At 71.1% G+C, this 17,888-nt stretch carries 13 protein-coding genes and 3 pseudogenes; 10 read left to right on the top strand and 6 right to left on the bottom strand.

The window, feature by feature from the left end:
- Positions 1–96 precede the first annotated feature (96 nt).
- The 3 genes from ACFYZ8_RS07105 to ACFYZ8_RS07115 all read left to right on the top strand — a co-directional run bounded on the left by ACFYZ8_RS07105 (position 97) and on the right by ACFYZ8_RS07115 (position 8,409).
- Positions 97–5,298, top strand: coding sequence for a family 43 glycosylhydrolase (locus tag ACFYZ8_RS07105; protein WP_388531614.1), 5,202 nt, complete (start codon positions 97–99; stop codon positions 5,296–5,298).
- 190 nt (positions 5,299–5,488) lie between these two features.
- Positions 5,489–7,150: a glycosyl hydrolase family 28-related protein gene (locus ACFYZ8_RS07110; RefSeq protein ID WP_388531613.1), complete on the top strand. Its 1,662-nt coding sequence runs from the start codon at positions 5,489–5,491 to the stop codon at positions 7,148–7,150.
- Positions 7,147–8,409, top strand: coding sequence for an alginate lyase family protein (locus ACFYZ8_RS07115; RefSeq protein WP_388531611.1), 1,263 nt, complete (start codon positions 7,147–7,149; stop codon positions 8,407–8,409). Before ACFYZ8_RS07110 ends, ACFYZ8_RS07115 begins: the two co-directional genes overlap by 4 nt.
- 9 nt (positions 8,410–8,418) lie before the next feature.
- Here the strand turns inward: ACFYZ8_RS07115 and ACFYZ8_RS07120 are convergent, their stop codons facing one another.
- Complete coding sequence (locus ACFYZ8_RS07120; RefSeq protein WP_388531609.1) at positions 8,419–8,850, bottom strand: hypothetical protein; 432 nt, start codon at positions 8,848–8,850, stop codon at positions 8,419–8,421.
- A 6-nt stretch (positions 8,851–8,856) separates the two neighbouring features.
- Here ACFYZ8_RS07120 and ACFYZ8_RS07125 point away from each other — a divergent pair.
- Positions 8,857–9,453 (top strand): annotated as a pseudogene (locus ACFYZ8_RS07125) (hypothetical protein); the annotation flags it as partial.
- A gap of 18 nt (positions 9,454–9,471) precedes the next feature.
- Here the strand turns inward: ACFYZ8_RS07125 and ACFYZ8_RS07130 are convergent.
- Positions 9,472–10,284 carry an SAM-dependent methyltransferase gene (locus ACFYZ8_RS07130; RefSeq protein ID WP_388531608.1) on the bottom strand — a complete coding sequence of 271 codons (813 nt, stop codon included), beginning with the start codon at positions 10,282–10,284 and terminating at the stop codon, positions 9,472–9,474.
- 45 nt (positions 10,285–10,329) lie between these two features.
- Here ACFYZ8_RS07130 and ACFYZ8_RS07135 point away from each other — a divergent pair, with 45 nt between their 5' ends.
- Complete coding sequence (locus tag ACFYZ8_RS07135; RefSeq protein ID WP_388531606.1) at positions 10,330–11,748, top strand: PP2C family protein-serine/threonine phosphatase; 1,419 nt, start codon at positions 10,330–10,332, stop codon at positions 11,746–11,748.
- A 7-nt stretch (positions 11,749–11,755) separates the two neighbouring features.
- Here ACFYZ8_RS07135 and ACFYZ8_RS07140 read toward each other — a convergent pair whose 3' ends face one another.
- Positions 11,756–12,154 carry an ATP-binding protein gene (locus tag ACFYZ8_RS07140; protein ID WP_388531605.1) on the bottom strand — a complete coding sequence of 133 codons (399 nt, stop codon included), beginning with the start codon at positions 12,152–12,154 and terminating at the stop codon, positions 11,756–11,758.
- A 306-nt stretch (positions 12,155–12,460) separates the two neighbouring features.
- Here ACFYZ8_RS07140 and ACFYZ8_RS07145 point away from each other — a divergent pair, with 306 nt between their 5' ends.
- The 3 genes from ACFYZ8_RS07145 (at position 12,461) to ACFYZ8_RS07155 (ending at position 14,478) form a co-directional block, all read left to right on the top strand.
- On the top strand, positions 12,461–13,336 hold the full coding sequence (locus tag ACFYZ8_RS07145; RefSeq protein WP_359034627.1) for a helix-turn-helix transcriptional regulator: 876 nt from the start codon (positions 12,461–12,463) through the stop codon (positions 13,334–13,336).
- Positions 13,333–13,584 carry a DUF397 domain-containing protein gene (locus ACFYZ8_RS07150; RefSeq protein ID WP_007379642.1) on the top strand — a complete coding sequence of 84 codons (252 nt, stop codon included), beginning with the start codon at positions 13,333–13,335 and terminating at the stop codon, positions 13,582–13,584. The genes ACFYZ8_RS07145 and ACFYZ8_RS07150 overlap by 4 nt, the downstream gene beginning before the upstream one ends.
- 75 nt (positions 13,585–13,659) lie before the next feature.
- Entirely contained in the window at positions 13,660–14,478 is an 819-nt protein-coding gene (locus ACFYZ8_RS07155) for an SAM-dependent methyltransferase (protein WP_388531603.1), read from the top strand.
- A 24-nt stretch (positions 14,479–14,502) separates the two neighbouring features.
- On the opposite strand, the pseudogene ACFYZ8_RS07160 reads toward ACFYZ8_RS07155, so the two are convergent.
- Positions 14,503–15,036, bottom strand: a pseudogene (locus ACFYZ8_RS07160) (NAD(P)-dependent oxidoreductase); the annotation flags it as partial.
- Between the two features lie 101 nt (positions 15,037–15,137).
- On the opposite strand from ACFYZ8_RS07160, the gene ACFYZ8_RS07165 reads away from it, so the two are divergent.
- Both ACFYZ8_RS07165 and ACFYZ8_RS07170 read left to right on the top strand, forming a co-directional pair.
- Positions 15,138–15,380 carry a winged helix-turn-helix transcriptional regulator gene (locus ACFYZ8_RS07165; RefSeq protein ID WP_388531601.1) on the top strand — a complete coding sequence of 81 codons (243 nt, stop codon included), beginning with the start codon at positions 15,138–15,140 and terminating at the stop codon, positions 15,378–15,380.
- A 49-nt stretch (positions 15,381–15,429) separates the two neighbouring features.
- Positions 15,430–16,170, top strand: coding sequence for an SDR family NAD(P)-dependent oxidoreductase (locus ACFYZ8_RS07170; RefSeq protein ID WP_388531600.1), 741 nt, complete (start codon positions 15,430–15,432; stop codon positions 16,168–16,170).
- 32 nt (positions 16,171–16,202) lie between these two features.
- Here the strand turns inward: ACFYZ8_RS07170 and ACFYZ8_RS07175 are convergent.
- Together ACFYZ8_RS07175 and ACFYZ8_RS07180 are read right to left on the bottom strand one after the other, a co-directional pair.
- A pseudogene (locus ACFYZ8_RS07175) lies at positions 16,203–16,496 on the bottom strand (histidine kinase); the annotation flags it as partial.
- Positions 16,497–16,555: 59 nt separating this feature from the next.
- Entirely contained in the window at positions 16,556–17,794 is a 1,239-nt protein-coding gene (locus tag ACFYZ8_RS07180; RefSeq protein ID WP_388532126.1) for an ROK family protein, read from the bottom strand.
- Positions 17,795–17,888: the final 94 nt, after the last annotated feature.

Here is a 17,888-nt window from a genome sequence, read left to right on the forward strand (position 1 = left end):
CAACCCGATTGACACTCTCGCAACACGACGTCACACAGCCGAAACGGCAGGGTGCCCACGGCCGAGGCCCCGCCACGCCTCAGCAGGGAACCCCACATGACGTACCTCGCACGTCCGCGCACCCGCGCGAGACGCTGGGCGGACCGCCTCGCCGGTCTGACCGCCGCGTCACTGCTCCTGGGCCTCGCCGCGCCCATGGTCCCCGCCCAGGCGGCGGACACCGCGGACGTCACCGATGGACTGGCGCTCTGGTACAAGCTGGACGGCGCCTCGGGCAAGACCGTCACCGACGCCTCCGGCCACGGCCGCGACGGCACGGTCAACGGGACCGCCGACTGGTCGGACCCCGCGCAGGGACTCGCCTTCAACGGCTCCGACACCTTCGTCAAGGTGCCGGACGACGTCATGAAGGGCATGGACTCGATCACCGTCTCCACCGACGTGCTGATCGACTCCGCCCAGAGCACGCCGTACTTCATCTACGGCTTCGGCAACTCCAGCGGCAGCAACGGCGACGGGTACCTGTTCACCACCGGCAACTCCCTGCGCACCTCGATCGCGACCGGCAACTGGTCGACCGAGCAGACCACCAGGCCCACCGACTCGCACAACCTGACCCGCGCGGTGTGGAAGCAGCTCACCTACACCCAGACCGGCACCACCGGTGTCCTGTACGAGGACGGGGTCGAGGTCGGCCGCAACACGGCGGTCACCATCACGCCCGGCGCCATCGGCTCCGGCACCACCACCGCCAACTACATAGGCAAGTCGGTCTACTCCGGCGACCGGCTCTTCAAGGGCCGGATCCGTGACTTCCGGGTCTACGACCGTGCCCTCGCCGCCTCCGAGGTTGAGCAGCTCTCCCTCCCCGTCGCCACCCAGGGCGTCGCCGCCGACAAGGCCGCGCTCAGCCTCGGCGACACCAGCGCCGTCACGGCCGACCTGGACCTGCCGAAGAACGGCACGGCCGGCGGGTCCGCCATCACCTGGGCCAGTGACAACACGGCCGTCGTCTCGGACACGGGCAAGGTGACCCGGCCCGCCGCGGGCGAACCGGACGGCCACGCCACGCTCACGGCGACCCTGAAGAAGGCTTCCGTGACCGCGACCAAGAGCTTCGACGTCACGGTCCTGCCGGACTTCGACGACCGGACGGCCGTGGACCACGCGGCCGAAAGCCTCACCGTGCACAACATCGACGACGTGCGCGGCAACCTCACCCTCCCGGCAGCGGGCGACTACGGCACCACCGTCTCGTGGTCCTCCGCCGACCAGGAGGTCGTCGAGGACGACGGCGTGGTCCACCGCCCCGCGCACGGCGAAGGCGACGCCACCGCCGTGCTGACCGCCACCCTCACCAAGGGCGCGGCGAAGGCCACCCGCACCTACACCGCGAAGGTCCCCGAACTCCCCGCGAAACAAGCCCTCAAGGGCTACATGTTCAGCTACTTCACCGGCGAGGGCACCTCGGACGGCGAGCAGCTGTACGCCGCGCTCAGCAAGGGCGACGACCCCATGAAGTGGCGGGAGCTGAACGACGGCAAGCCGGTCCTGACCTCCACGCTCGGCGAGAAGGGCCTGCGCGACCCGTTCATCATCCGCTCCCCCGAGGGCGACAAGTTCTACCAGATCGCCACCGACCTGAGGATCTACGGCAACGGCGACTGGGACGCCTCCCAGCGCACCGGCAGCAAGTCCATCATGGTCTGGGAGTCCACCGACCTGGTGCACTGGACGAACCAGCGGCTGGTCAAGGTCTCCCCCGACAGCGCGGGCAACACCTGGGCGCCGGAGGCGTTCTACGACGCGAAGCTCGGCGAGTACGTGGTCTTCTGGGCGTCGAAGCTGTACGACAACGCGGGGCACTCCGGCGACACGTACAACCGCATGATGTACGCGACGACCCGCGACTTCTACACCTTCAGCGAGCCCAAGGTCTGGATCGACCGCGGGTACTCGGTCATCGACTCCACGATGATCCAGGACAACGGGACCTACTACCGGCTGTCGAAGGACGAGCGGAACAACACCTCCTCGACCCCCAACAGCAAGTTCATCTTCGAGGAGAAGAGCGACTCGATCCTCAACCCGAACTGGACCGCGGTCGCCGAGGGCATCGGCAAGGGCGCGATGAGCGCGGCCGAAGGGCCGCTGGTCTTCAAGTCGAACACCGAGGAGAAGTGGTACGCCTTCCTCGACGAGTTCGGCGGACGCGGATACCTGCCCTTCGAGACGACCGACCTCGACTCCGGCAACTGGACCCCGGTCGCCGACTACGACCTGCCGGCCAGGCCGCGCCACGGCACGGTCCTGCCGGTCACCCAGGCCGAGTACGACCGGCTGCTGCGCTCCTACCAGCCGGACCAGCTCGTCGAGAGTGTCGAGGGCGTCAAGGTGAAGACGCGGATCGGTGAGGCCCCGGTCCTGCCGGCCACCGTGGTCGCCTCGTACGCCGACGGTGTGAAGCGTCCCGTCGCCGTCACCTGGGAGGACGTCCCGGCCTCGAAGTACGCCCAGGCCGGCACCTTCACGGTCACCGGCAGCCTGCCCGACGGGGCCGCGATCCCGGTCCAGGCCGAGGTCACCGTCTCGCAGGAGGGCCCCGACGTCCCGGCCGACCTGCTGCTGCACTACGGCTTCGACGAGTCGGGCGGCAACATCGCGCTCGACTCCAGCGGCCACGGCTATCACGGCACCTACGTCGGTACGCCGGCCTTCGGCACCGGCGTGCAGGACGGCTCCTTCAGGATGTCGGGAGACGCGACGGGGTCGCCGTACGTCAAGATCCCGAACGGTGTGCTGAAGAACGCCGGCAGCGTGACCGTGTCGACCTACGCCAAGTGGAAGGGCGGCAGCAGCTTCCAGTGGCTGTTCGGGCTGGGTCCGGACAGCGACAAGTACCTGTTCGCCACCCCCTCGAACGGCGGCAACAGCCTGTACTCGGCCATCACGAAGGCGAGTTGGTCGGCGGAGTCGAAGCTCACCGCCGGCTCGCAGCTCACGCCGGGCGAGTGGCGGCACGTCACGGTCACCCTCGACGGGGCGACCGGCACGATGGTCCTCTATGTCGACGGCGTCGAGGCGGCCCGTACGACCACCACCATCAAGCCGTCCGAGCTGTACGACGCGCACAAGGACTACAGCGGCTACATCGGCAGGTCCCTGTACGCGGGCGATCCGTCCTTCGGCGGCGAGGTCGACGACTTCCGCGTCTACGACCGGGCCCTGTCCGCCGCGGAGGTCATGGAGCTCAGCGGCAACACGGCGGGCATCGCCAAGGCGACGCACCCGGCGCTGAAGGTCGACGCCATCGTCGACAACGCGGACAGCAGGGTGACGCTGCCGATGAAGGAGGGCACCGACCTCACCGCCCTGGCACCGGAGTTCACCCTCGCGCACGGCGCGGCGATCAGCCCCGCCTCCGGCAGCGTGCAGGACTTCAGCAAGCCGGTGACGTACGAAGTGACCGGCTCGGACGGCAAGAAGCGCACCTGGACGGTCTCGGCGCTCATCATGAAGAGCCCGGTACTGCCCGGCCTGAACGCCGACCCGAACATCGTGCGCTTCGGCGACACCTTCTACCTCTACCCGACCACCGACGGCTTCGAGGGCTGGAGCGGCACGCAGTTCAAGGCGTACTCCTCCACCGACCTGGTCCACTGGAAGGACCACGGCGTCATCCTCGACCTCGGTCCGGACATCTCGTGGGCGGACAGCAGGGCCTGGGCGCCGACGATCGCCGAGAAGGACGGGAAGTACTACTTCTACTTCTGCGCCGACGCCAACATCGGCGTCGCGGTGTCCGACTCGCCGACCGGTCCCTTCAAGGACGCGCTGGGTCAACCGCTGCTCAAGGCGGGCCAGTTCAGCGGCCAGATGATCGACCCGGCCGTGTTCACCGACGACGACGGACAGTCGTACCTCTACTGGGGCAACGGGCACGCCTACGTGGCCCCGCTGAACGCCGACATGACGTCCCTCGACCTCACGAAGATGAAGGACATCACGCCCAGCGGCTACAACGAGGGCTCGTTCGTCATCAAGCGCAACGGCACCTACTACCTCATGTGGTCGGAGAACGACACCCGCGACGAGAACTACCGCGTCGCCTACGCCACCGGCCCCTCCCCCACCGGACCGTGGACCAAGCGGGGCGTGATCCTGGAGAAGGACCTCTCGCTCGGCATCAAGGGTCCCGGCCACCACTCGGTCGTCCACGTGCCGAACACCGACGACTGGTACATCGCCTATCACCGGTTCGCCATGCCCGGCGGTGACGGCACGCACCGTGAAACGACCATCGACAAGCTGGAGTTCGACGCCGACGGCCTGATCAAGAAGGTCGTGCCCACCCTGACCGGCGTCGACCCGGTGACCGTCGTGCACGCCGGTGCGGACGGCAGCGGGACGGAAGGAGACCCGATCGCACTGCACGGCACGATCTCCGGTGCGGGCAGCCCGAAGTGGACCGCCGAGGCGGGAGCGCCCTGCTCCTTCGCCGACCCCGGCTCGGCCGCGACGACGGTCACCTGCACCGACGACGGCACCTACACGGTCACCCTGACCGGCGGCCGCGGCAAGGACACGGCGACGGTCGTGGTCGCCAACGCGGCACCCGTGGTCGTCTCGGCCTCGGGCCCGCAGTCCCCGGTGCAGGTCGGCGGGCGCACGGCCGTCACGGCCCAGTTCACCGACCCGGGCACGAGTGACACCCACACCTGCGTGATCGACTGGAAGGACGGGAGCGCGGCGCAGTCCGGCACGGTGACCGCGGCGGGCTGCCGGGCCGAGCACACGTACGCCAAGGCCGGCATCCGCCGCCCGGTGATCACCGTCACCGACGACGACGGCGGCTCGGACAGCAGGACGCTTCCGGAGTTGATCGTGTACGACCGCTCCGCCGGTCCCGCGCTCGGCGCCGGTGGCCTCACCTCCCCGGCCGGGGCCTACCCGGCCGAGCCGGGCCTGACGGGCAAGGCCGCGTTCTCCTTCGCCGCGGCCTACCTGCCGGGAGTCGCCGCACCCGTCGGTGAGGTCACGTTCGACTTCGGCCGGGCCGGGCTGAAGTTCCGTTCCACCGGCTCCGACTGGCTCGTGGTCACCGGCTCGCAAGCCGTGTACCAGGGATCCGGCACACTCAACGGCAAGAGCGGATACGGCTTCCGCGTCACCGCCACGGATGCCCCGGACACCTTCCGCCTCCGGATCTGGAACAAGTCCGGCGGTGAGGTCGTCTACGACAACCTGGCCGGACCGAAGGTCACCGGCCTCATCGCCATCGGCAGCGGCCGACGGTAGTTCCACCCCCGCTGAGCCCCGTCGACAACCACCCTGTCGACGGGGCTCAGTGTGTGCGCTGGTTCAGGGACATGACCAATTAATCCGTGCGCAACCTCTTTCGCGCGGCACGACGTCATGGCATCCTCACCCGTCAACGCACTTATGAACGTCGTTCACATCCATGAAGACATGGAAAGGACGATCCATCATGAGCCATCGCAATGTCATGGGCATGACCAGACGATCGCTGCTGGGCAGCGCCCTCACCGTCGCCCTGGGCGCCGGGGCCGCCTCGGCGGCTGAAGCAGCGCCGCTGTGGCGGGAGTTCAGCCGCACCCCCTTCACCCACCCGCAGATCCCGTACATCGGCCGCGCCGGCTGCCACGGCGGTGCGCCCCGCCTTCCGCGCCGCCGAGTCGTCGCCGACGTACGCGACTTCGGCGCCCGGGCGGGCGGGACGACCGACTGCGCCCCCGCGATCAACCGTGCCATCGCCGCCGCCGGACGGGCCGGCGGCGGCACGGTCACCATCCCGCCGGGCACCTTCCGCATCGACGACGTGATCCGCGTGGACCGCTCGAACGTGGTCCTCAAGGGCGCCGACAGCGGCCGTACGACCTTGTACGCGACGAAGAACCTCACCGAGCTCATCGGGACGTACGGCTCCCGCTACGGAGGGGACAAGTCGTCCTGGTCCTGGGCGGGCGGCCTGATCTGGCTCGCCCCCCGGGCCCGTTGGGAATCGCTCGTCGCCGCGATCAGGGCCAAGGCATGGCCCTTCGAGGGCTGGACCGGCAACCGCCGCGACGAATGGCGGACGCTCACCACCCTCGCCCCGGCCCGGCAGGGCGCCTGGACGATCACGGTGACCGACACGTCGGCGCTGCGTCCCGGCGCACTGGTCCTCCTCCGGCTCGCGGACGACGCGGACCACACCCTCCTGGAGCACATGTGCGGCGGCGGGCCCGGTCCCGAGGCCTACTTCTGGGACGACAAGACGAAGCTGACGTCGTACGTGCCCTACGAGTGGCCCGTCCGCGTCACCCGCGTCCACGGCCGGAAGGTCACCCTCGAACGCCCGCTCCCGCTCGATCTTCGCCCGGAGTGGTCCCCGCAACTGACCACCCATGTACCGGAGTTGAGCGGATCGGGGGTCGAGGGTCTGACCCTGGAGGCGATCGAGACCCCGCAGCAGCCCCATCTGCTGGACAAGGGGCACAACGGCGTGGTGCTGCAGTGCGCGTACGACTGCTGGGTGGACGACGTGACGGTCCGTCATGTCGACAACGGGTTCGGCCTGGTGGCCGCCTCCGCCTGCACCCTGCGCCGGACGCGGGTGGCGGGCCGCGGCTCCCATCACCCCTACTTCTGCCGCGAGGGCTCGCACGACAACCTCGTCGAGGACTTCACGATCGAGGAGCGCACCAGCCCCGCGCCCGCGGGCACCCAGCTGCACGGCATCAATGTCGAGGGGCTGTCGTCGTACAACGTCTGGTCGCGCGGCGACATGCGGATGGGCACCTTCGACAGCCATCGCGGCCTGCCCTTCGCCGACGTCCGCACCGACATCACCCTGAACAACAACGGCCGTCACGGCGGTGACGCGAGCGCGGGCCCCCTCTTCGGCGCCCGGTTCACGCACTGGAACGTGCGCGTCACCAACGGCCGCGCGGGACTGGTGAAGATCGACGGTCTGGCGCCGTACTCCGCGACCGTCGGCATCGACGAGGTCAGGGAGTTCGACCAGATCGACGTCCCCGACTTCACAGGTGATCTCCACACGCGCCTTGAGCTGTACGGCCGTTCGGACGCGGTGCGGCCGCGGAACCTGTACGAGGCCCAGCGCCGGCTGAACGGGGTGGTCCGATGAGCGCGCGGTCCCGCCTGTACCTCGTCCTCCTGACGGCCCTTGCCGCCCTCGCCACAGGGCTCTGCGCACCGGTGGCCGCACAGAACGCGGACCCGCACACCACGGTCCTGGACGGCGCCCGGCTGCACCGGACGAAGGTCCGGCTCGATCACGGTGATCCGCAACTGCGGCGCGTGGTGCGGGCGTTGACAGCCCGGGCCGACAAGTGGCTGGACCAGGGCCCCTGGACCGTCGTCGACAAGCCCAGGCCCGCTCCCGGCGGCGACGCCCACGACTACCTCAGCCAGGCCCCGTACTGGTGGCCCTCCCAGGCCCCCACCGCCGACAACCCCTGGGGCTGCCCGTACGTCCAGCGCGACGGCGAGCGCAATCCCGAGGTCGACTCGGGCACCGACCGCCAGGACGTCGAGAAGACCTTCGACTCCGCGTACGACCTCTCCCTCGCCTGGTACTACACCGGCGAGAAACGGTACGCGCGCAAGGCAGGGCAGGTGCTGCGCACCTGGTTCCTCGACCCGGCCACACGGATGAACCCCGACCTGGACCACGCGCAGTTCATCCCCTGCAAGTACGACGGCCGGGCCATCGGCATCATCGACTTCTCGCAGTCCTACACCAGCGTGCTCGACGCGCTCGCCCTCCTGGAGACCGGCGCACCGGGCTGGAGCGGCAAGGACCGTACGGGGATGGCCCGTTGGAACACCGACTTCCTCCGCTGGCTCAAGGACAGCGACTTCGGCAAGCAGGAAGGCGCCGCCGCCAACAACCACGGCACCTTCTACGACCTGCTGCTCGCCGGTCTCGCCCACGCGACCGGGGACAAGGACCTGGCCCGCCGGACGGTCCTGGACGCCCGGAGCAGGCGTGTCGCGCCGCAGATCGCGGCCGACGGCAGCCAGCCCCAGGAGCTGACCCGCACCCGCAGCTGGCACTACTCGACCTTCGACCTGGTCGCCTACACCCGGCTCGCGGCCATCGGCCGGCACGTCGGGGTGGATCTGTGGGCGTACCGGGGCCCGGACGGTCAGAGCCTGTTCAAGGCGGTGGACTATCTGCTGCCCGCCGCCACCGGGGCCGCCGTCTGGCCCCACCCGGAGCTGGAGTTCCTCCGGTACGCGGCGACCGACGTCGTGCACGCGGCCGCGGACGCCGGTGACGTGCGGGCGCGGGAGGCGGTTCCGAGGCTTGAGGCGCCGCCGGGCGGCGGCCTGTGGGCGCTGCGTCCGGCGGCGGAACAGCTGGACTCCATCGCGGGGTGACGGCCGTTGTCAGGGTGTCGTGGACAGGTCGATCGCCCGGTCGACGTCGTGCGGTCGCAGCACCCGCAGGTTGCCTTCGAGCAGGTAGCAGTCCGCGTACGGCAGCGAGATCTCGATGCCGTCCTCGGCGGGCCGGTTGCGGGTGCAGCGGGCCACGACCGCCTCCGCGCTCGCCGAGTTCCTCGTCAGACAGGTCTCGGCCAGCGCGGTGAGCAGCCGCAGCGCCACGTCCCGGTAGGAGGTCCTGCCGGTGGCCGCGGCCAGGTCGAGCAGACCGCAGGCCATGATCGCGCCGGCCGACGCGTCCTTGATGTCGTACGGCTGCTGCGGCGCCCGGTGGTCCCAGACCGGGACGTGGTCCGGGCCGAGCGCCCGCAGCGCGAAGTCGGCGAGCCTGCGGGCGGTGGTCAGGAAGTCCCGGTCGCCGGTGCGCCGGTACATGGCGACGGTGCGCGCGGCCTCCAGATCGACACCTACCGCTGGGAAAGTCCCGGCCAGATCACCGACCGCCTGTCCGGCTCCGACTTCACGCCCCAGCAGCGGACCCTGATCGCCGCGGCCGTCAACAAGGTCAACCCGCCACGCGACGGACTGTGGCTCTGTCACGCCGTCTGCCGCGCCGAGGACACCGCCGAGGCGTTCCGGCAGGCCGGCCTGACCGACCTGGTCCACACGCCGGACCCGGATCCCGACAAGGCCTGGCCGACGCTGGGCGACATGATCGACAGTGGCCGTCGGCTCGTCGTCTTCGCCGAGCAGGCGGACGGACCCGCCGCGTGGTACCGGAACTTCTACCGGTACGGCATGGAGACGCCGTTCGCCTTCCGCAGTCCCGACCGGATGAGCTGTGTGCCGCACCGGGGCGGGACCGGCAAACGGCTGTTCCTGCTCAACCACTTCATCACCAACAACGGTGGCAGCCGACTGGACGCGGGCAAGGTCAACGCCCGTCAGTACGTAGGCCGTCCGGTCAACTTCATCGCGGTCGACTACGCGACGATCGGCGACGCGGATGGGGCTGCGGACGCGCTCAACGCCGAACGCCGAGGCCTGCGCCGGGTGTCAGCCGCGCTTGCGCCCGACTCCCGCGTACACCCAGTACTCGGACGGATTCTCCGGGATGTCCTCACCCTTGTCCGGGCGCCACAGCGGGACGTGGACCAGGCCGGGTTCCGTCAGGTCGAACCCGGCGAAGAGGCCCTGGATCTCGTCCTGGGAGCGGACGGTGACCGGTGAGGTGGCCCGGGAGCGGTACAGCCGGGTCACCGCGGCGGCCGTGTCCGGGCGGTCCTGGTTGGTGGCGTGGGACAGGGCCAGCCAGCTGCCCTCGGGCAGGGCGTCCCGGAAGGCGGCGACGATGCCCGCCGGGTCCTCCTCGGACGTGACGAAGTGCAGGATCGCGACCATGAGCACGGCGACCGGCCGGTCGAAGTCGATCAGCTCGCGCACCTGCGGCGAGGACAGGACGTCGGCCGGCCGCCGGATGTCGGCGTCGACGATGGCGGCGCGCGGGTTGTCGCGCAGCAGGGTCGCGCTGTGGGCGACGGCGACCGGGTCCTTGTCGACGTAGACCACCCGGGCCTCGGGGTCCGCCGCCTGGGCCACCTCGTGGACGTTGCCCTGCGTCGGGATCCCCGAGCCGAGGTCGATGAACTGCCGGACACCGCTCTCGGCCAGGAAGCGCACGGCACGGCCGAGGAAGGCGCGGTTGGCCCGGGCCAGCGTGCGCACCTGGGGGTCGATGGCCGTGACCGCCGCGACCGCCTCCCGGTCGATGGCGAAGTTGTGCTCTCCCCCGAGCATCGCGTCGTACATCCGGGCTACGCTCGCCCTGTCCGGATCGGTCCCTGGCGGCAGAGCATCCGTGTCGGTCACCAGAACGTCCTTTCCCACCAAGGTACTTGACGCCTCATCATATAGTTGCCGTCGACGCCTGGCGATCAGTTGTCCCTGCCGGGCGCCCGGACCCCCACCCGGAAAGGCCCCACGACCCTGCGGAACGAACCGCACCGCCGCTCCGACGACACCCCGACCGCCAAGCCCCCGCCCCGCCGTTCGGTCTTCTCCCCCGCGGCCGACGTCATCGGCTCGGAACTCGACCTGGGGCTGACCGGGAGCCATGTCGTGCACGCGCTGACGCCCGGCTTCTGCGACGCGGCGTCCCTGTATCTGCTGGAGCGGTGGCGGCGCGAGGAGACCACGTACGCCGGCGCCGATCCCGCCCAGATCGAGGCCCGCAGGCTGGCGCTGCGCGTGGGCACGGACGCGCCCGAGTCCTGGGAGCGCACCCTGCCGGTCGGCGAGGTGCTCGTCTTTCCCCGCGACACCCCGTACGCCCGCGCCCTGGTCGACGGACACGCGCAGTTGCTCGACTCGGTCGACGACCACACCGCCGAGCGGCTCGCCGCGTCCGCCGGTGACGACGCGCGGATCGGAGAGCTCCTAAAAACACGTTCCTTCCTGGTGGCGCCGCTGCGGCTGCGGGGCGGGGCGATCGGTTTCGTCGCCTGCTCGCGCGGACCGGACCGCGGCCCGTTCCTGACCGCGGACGTCGCCGCCGTGGAGTCACTGGCCGCACGGGCGGCGGTCGCCCTGGACAACGCGCGGCGCTACGAGCACGAGCGCCGCACCGCCCTGGCCATCCGCAACAGCCTGCTGCCCGGCGCCATCCAGGAGGTCGAGGGCTGCCGCATCGCCCACGGCTCCCTGCCCGCCGGACAGGGCTCGATCATCGGCGGTGACTGGTTCGACGTGCTCAGACGGCCGGACGACCGGGTCAGTCTGATCGTCGGGGACGCCATGGGGCACGGTCCGGAGTCCGCCGTCGCGATGATCCAACTGCGCACCGCCGTCCGCACGCTGGCCGGTCTCGACATCCCCCCGGCCGATCTCGTACGACGGCTCGACGCGCTCGCCAGCGACACCCCGGGCGCCTCCTTCGCGACCTGCATCTACGCCGAGTGGGACGCCCGGCGCCGCACCTGCACCCTCGTGGGCGCCGGTCACCCTCCCCCGTTGCTGCGCGGCCCGGACGGCCGGACCGCCCCGGTCACGCTGGTCGGCGCGGGCCTGCCGCTGGGCCTCGGCGCGGGCAGCTACGAGCCGACGGTGCTGCACATCGACGACCCGTCGCTGCTCGTCCTCTACAGCGACGGCCTGGTCGAGTCCCGGGACGCCGACATAGACCACCAGATCACCCGCCTCGCCCGTACCCTCGACGCGGCGGCCGTCGACCACGACCCGCTGCCCGCCCTGTGCCGACGGCTGCTGCACGCCCCCTCCGACCCGGCCGGCACGGACGACCGGACGCTGCTGCTCGCCGAACTGACTCCCGGATAGGGCTGTTTCAGGCCGTCAGGTTCGCCCACACGGCGTTGCCGCCGGTGAGTCTGGAGCGGTCCACCCCCCAGGTGTCCGCGAGTTCCTCCACCAGGAACAGTCCGCGCCCGCCCTCGTCGTCCAGGCCCGCGCGGCAGCGGCGCAGGGTGGGGCCGGAGTGATCGTGGTCGTGCACCTCCAGCCGCAGGACCCGGTCGGTGACCAGCCCGATGCCGCACAGGATGCGCGCGCTGTAGGTGTGGCACACGGCGTTGGTGGCGAGTTCGGACAGCAGCAGTACCGCGTCCGAGCACAGCTCGCCCGGCAGGCTCCAGGCCTTGAGCCGGGTGCCGACGGAACGACGGGCGACCCCGACGCTGGAGCGGTGCGCGGGAAGTTCGATCCAGTGGGTTCGTTCCTGGTCCACCGCGTCTAACAGCTGGGGGAACGAGGTCGTGTGGGGGGACACGGTGTTGGCCTTCCGTGGGGGCGGCGGCGCGGCCGGGCGAGACGCATCGGGGGTCAGGGGGAATGCCAACCCGCCGGAGGGTAGGGGCGGTTGACGTCGCCGTGCGCGCGTTCGGCGGCACGGTTCACAGAAGTAACTATGCTCGCACCCAAGTTCAACCTGCAACCAGCTCCCTGATAATTTCAGCAAGCCGGTATCCGCCTGGTGGCATCAGCAAGTCGCTGTCAGACTCGGGCCGATGACAGCCCCTCAGGAGGTCAGGACGTGAGCGAAGGCCGTACGGGCGCCGGTGGCACCAGTGCTCCCACCGTGCTGCGCATGATCCTGGGCCGGCGTCTGCAGGAGCGGCGGCAGGGCGCGGGGGCCTCGCTGGAGGACGCGGCCAGGGCGCTCAGGGTGACGTCCCTGACCATCCGCCGCCTGGAGAAGGCCGAGGTCGCCCTCAAGCCGCTCTATGTGGAGAAGCTGCTGGAGACCTACGGCGCCGACCGGCAGGAGATCGACGAGTTCGTCGCCCTCGCCGAGCGGGCCAACGAACCCGGCTGGTGGCACACCTACCGGGACGTCCTGCCGGGCTGGTTCAGCGCCTACGTCAGCCTGGAGGCCGGGGCCAGGACGCTGCGCACCTACGAGCCCCACTACGTCACGGGGCTCCTCCAGACCCACGCGTACGCGCGCGGAGTCCTGCGCGGCGGCTTCCCGAACGAGGCCGACGAGGACCTCTCGCGCCGCGTGGACCTGCGGTTGCGCCGCCAGAGCCTGCTGGAGAGACCCGACGCGCCCACGCTGTGGGTGGTGATGGAGGAGGCCGTACTGCACCGGGTGGTCGGCGGCCCCGAGGTCATGCGGGAGCAGATCGAACGGCTGCTTGAGGTCGCGGAGCTGGAGCACGTCAGCGTCGACGTGGTGCCGTTCACCGCCGGTGCCCACGTGGGCGCGTGCGCCCCGTTCACCTACTTCCGCTTCGAGGAACGGGAGTTGCCGGACATCGTCTACACCGAGGTCCTCTCCGGCGCGATGTACCTCGATCAGCGCTCCGACGTGTCGGCGCATCTGGAGGCGCACAACCGCATGTCCCTGCTGACCTCGGACGCGGACAGCAGGGCGCTCCTGAACCGCATGCGCAAGGAGTACTCATGACCAGCACCGACTGCCACGTCTACAACGGGATGCCGGCCACCGACCTCGGCGAGCAGGGCTGGGAGTCCCCGTGGAGCGGACCCAACGGGGGCCAGTGCGTGCAGACGAAGCTCCTGGCCGACGGCCGGGTGGCGCTGCGCCAGTCGACCGATCCGGCCGGCCCCGCGCTGATCTACACCCCGCAGGAGATCGCCGCGTTCGTCGCGGGCGTCAAGCGGGGCCTCGCCGACCATCTGACGGCCGGCTGACCCACGACCCGAGCCGGGCCTGCCCCGGCAGCGACCTGCCCGACACCCCCACGCACACCACCTGAAAGGGACAGGATGACCAACTCCCCCGCCGCGCGGGAGATCGACACCAGCCGGCCCCACTCCGCCCGGATGTACGACTACTACCTCGGCGGCAAGGACCACTTCGACGTCGACAAGCAGGCGGCCGAGACCGTCGCGGCCACCTACCCCGGCATCTTCACGTGCGCCCGTGAGATACGCGCCTTCATGCACCGGGCCACCCGTGTCCTCGCCCAGGAGTACGGCGTCCGCCAGTGGCTGGACATCGGCACCGGCATCCCCACCGAGCCCAACCTGCACCAGGTCGCGCAGTCCGTGGCCCCCGAGGCGCGCGTGGTCTACGCCGACAACGACCCGCTGGTCCTCAAGTACGCCGAGCGCCTGATGCGCAACACCCCCGAGGGCCGCACGGCGTACGTCCAGGGCGACTTCACCGACCCCGAGGCCATCCTCAGCTCCCCGGAGCTGGCCAGGACCCTCGACCTGAACCGGCCGGTGGCCCTGTCCCTCAACGCCATCCTGCACTTCGTGCCGGACGACTGGGACCCGTACGGCATCGTCTCCCGCCTCCTGGACGCCCTGCCGTCCGGCAGCGCGCTGGCCGTGAGCCACTGCACGGGCGACTTCGCCCCGGAGCTGTGGGAGAAGCTCGTCGGCATCTACGCCGCCGCCGGGACCCGGGCCCAGGTCCGCAGCCAGGCGGAGGTCGCTCGCTTCTTCGAGGGCCTCGACCTGCTCGACCCGGGTATCTCGCTGACCCACCGCTGGCGCCCGGACGACCCGCAGGGCCCGGACCCGGAGCTCACCGACGCCGAGGTCAGCGCGTGGGCCGGGGTGGGCATCAAGCCGTGACACGGCGGGGGCGGCGCACCGTCGTCAGCGCGCCAGGAGGTCGATCACGCCCGTCAGGTCCTTCTCCGCGCCGCCCCCGTCCAGTCGGCGGCGCATCAACGCGAAGTACGGGCTGAGCAGTTCGGGGCGGACGCCCTGCTGTTCGGCGGTGCTCAGGAAGGTCGGCGTGCCGGCCACCTGCGTGGCCAGGCCGGATCCGACACCCTGGGTGTAGTCGCCGCTCCGGATCAGGGCGAAGGCGTGCGGGGCTCCGGCGAACATCCCGTACATGGCGCTGAGCAGGGCCACGTCGTGCAGTGCCGCGAAGCCCGCGTCCTGCCCGACGTAGACGGTGCCGGCGGGGACGGCCGGCGTCCGGCGGTGCCGCTCGAACAGCTCCCGCGAGCCGCTGCAGAGGACATGGCCGCCGGCCTCCTCGACACCGATCACCGGCGGGACGGCCATGATCCCGCCGTCCAGGTAGCGGGCACCGCGCTCGCGGGCCCATGCGGCGCGCTCCCGGGCCTGGGCGGGGGTAGTGGTGGTCAGGTCGACCAGGTCCCGGCCGGCCATGTCCGCGATCTTCGCTCCCTCGCCGGCAAACGGCATGGCACGGGCGGGGGCTGAACCGGCCGGGCACGCCGGACGGACACATCTGCGGGATCGACACCGCGAGGGAGATGATCGGCGGCAAGTGGAAGGTGCTGATCCTGTGGGCTCTCCACGAGCACCCCTGCCGTCGCTTCGGGGAGTGGCGCCGGCTGCTGCCGGGGGTCACCGAGAAGGTGCTCGCCTCGCACCTGCGGGAGATGGAGGCGGACGGCGTGGTGCGCCGCGTCTCGTACTCCCTGACCGAGGACGGCGAGCGTCTCAATGTCGCGCTCCAGCCGCTGGCCGCCTGGGGACGCGGACGGTCGGCCTGACGGCTCCCCCAGGACCTGTCACAGCCGCCCCGTGACAAGATCCACTGTCATGAGCATCGAAGCGGGAGACCGGCCCGTCGCGCTGGTCACCGGGTCCACGTCGGGCATCGGCGAAGCGGTCGTACGGCGGCTCGCGGCGGACGGGACGCGGGTCGTCGTGCACTCGCGGCACAGCGCGGAGGCCGGGCGGGCGCTGGCCGAAGAGCTGGGCGGCGCCTACGTCCAGGCGGACCTCGGCGTCGAGGAGGAGGCCCGGGGGCTGGTCGGGAAGGCGCTGGAGCACTTCGGGCGGCTGGACGTGCTGGTGAACAACGCGGGCATCAGCCGGCCGATCCCGCACGCCGACCTCGCGGCGGCCACCCCGGCGGACTGGCGCCAACTGCTGGAGGTCAACCTCATCGCGCCCTGGGTGCTGTGCACCGCGGCCCTCCCGGCGCTCCGGCACTCCCCCGGCGGCGGCAGCATCGTCAACATCACCAGCCACGCCGGCGTACGGCCCAAGGGGTCCTCGGTGCCGTACGCGGCGAGCAAGGCCGCGCTCAACCACGTGACCCGGTTGCTCGCGGCAGCGCTCGGGCCCGACGTGCGGGTGAACGCGGTGGCACCGGGTCTCGTGGACACGCCGATGACCAAGGACTGGGCGCAGGCGCACGAGCTGTGGCGGGACCGCGCGCCGATGCACCGCCCGGCCCGACCCGCCGACGTGGCCGACCTGGTGGCGTCGGTGATCGCCAGCGGCTACCTGACCGGTGAGGTCATCGTCCTCGACGGCGGCCTGAACCTGACCTGAGAAGCTCCCCCCGGCTCATGTGGTCTGCGCCAGGCGGTGGTCTCCACCAGCTCGTCGAGGCTCTTGCGGGTCTGCTCGGGACGGGTGTCGAAGAGGTGGGCGGCGACCACGGCCTGCGCGTTGGCCAGGGTGATCTGATGGGCCACCAGGTCGTGCAGTTCCCGGGCGATGCGCAGCCGCTCCTCGGCCACCCTCCGGCGCGCCTCGCTGTCCCGGCTCTGCTCGGCCCGCAGGGCCCGTTCCTCCATGGCGGCAAGGTAGGCCCGACGGTTCTGCACCGAGCGCCCCAGTACGCCCGCCACCAGCGGGAACGCCGCCACCGCTGCCACCCCCCCTCCAGGTCGCGGTCCCGGATCATCTCGACTCGGCGCGCACCGCCCCCGCTTCAGCCCGCCACATCCGTCAGCATCCGCCAGCCCGGCGCGTAGTTCCCGTGCAGCACCAGCGACGCCGCCCCCACCGCGCCCACCGTCTCCCCGATCACGCTCTGCTCCACGGAGACCGGGCGGATCGTACGGGCGACCGATGTGCGGTTGACGGCGGCCTCGACCTCCTCGCGGATGATCGGCTCGATGCCGCGCAGTGCCTCGCCGCCGAGGACGACCCGGCTGACATCGAGGAGGCTGGCGGCGCCGCGCGCGGCCTCGCCGATACGGCGCGCGGCTCGTCGTACGGCATCGCAGGCGTCGGCGTCGCCCGCGCGGGCGGCTCGGCGCAGGGCCTTCCAGTCGTGGTGCACGGAGTCGGGCGTACCGGTGAGGCCGATGCGGTCGGCGGCGCCCGAGCCGTGCAGGCGCAGCAGGTCGTCGATGATCGCGGCCGGACTGACGTACGGGCCGAGGCAGTCCATGGCGCCGCAGTGGCAGACGCGGTCGCCCGGCTCCACGGCCATGTGGCCGAACTCCCCGGCGTTGCCCGAATCGCCGTGCAGGACCGTGTTGTTGAGGACGATGCCGGCGCCGACGCCGGTGCCGAGGTAGAGGAAAAGGAAGCTGCCCGCCCGGTCGGCACCGCCGATCCAGCGTTCGCCGATGGCGGCGGCGGTGGCGTCGTTGTCGAGGGCGACGGGCAGGCCGATGGCCTCGGCGAACATGTCCGCGAGGGGGACGCGGCCCCAGCCGGGGAAGTTGGGCGGGGAGACCACCGCGCCGGTGGTGCCGTCGAGGGGGCCGGGCGCGGCGATGCCGAGGCCGAGCAGGCGGGTGCGGTCCACTGCGCTGCGGTCGAGGAGGCGCCCGGTGGTGCGGGCGACGCGGTCCACGACGTCGGCCGGGTCGCCCGGGTCGGTGAGCCTGAGCCGACGGCTGCCGATCACCTCGCCGGCCAGGTCGACGACCACGATGACCGCGGCGTCGGGGTCGAGGTGGACGCCGACCGCGCAGGCCCCCTCGGCCCGGATGGTCAGCAGGGTGCGCCGCTTGCCGCCGCTGGAAGGGGCCTGGCCGGACTCCGCCACGAGGCCGGCGTCCAGGAGCTTGCGGACGACGTTGGAGACGGTCTGGTTGGTCAGGCCGGTGAGGGCGGCGAGTTCGATGCGGCTCACCTGGCCCGTGGTGCGGATGGCGTCCAGGACGACGGCCTGGTTGTAGCCGCCGACCCGCGGCAGGTTCGTCCCGCTGAGCATCGTCACAGGGCGAAAGTTTACATACAGGAAGCATTGACTTCATCCATCAAATGGAATTAGCTGACGCCCATCAAATCCGGCCATTGGGGCCGAT

Source organism: Streptomyces sp. NPDC001668 (assembly GCF_042893155.1).
GTDB lineage: Bacteria > Actinomycetota > Actinomycetes > Streptomycetales > Streptomycetaceae > Streptomyces.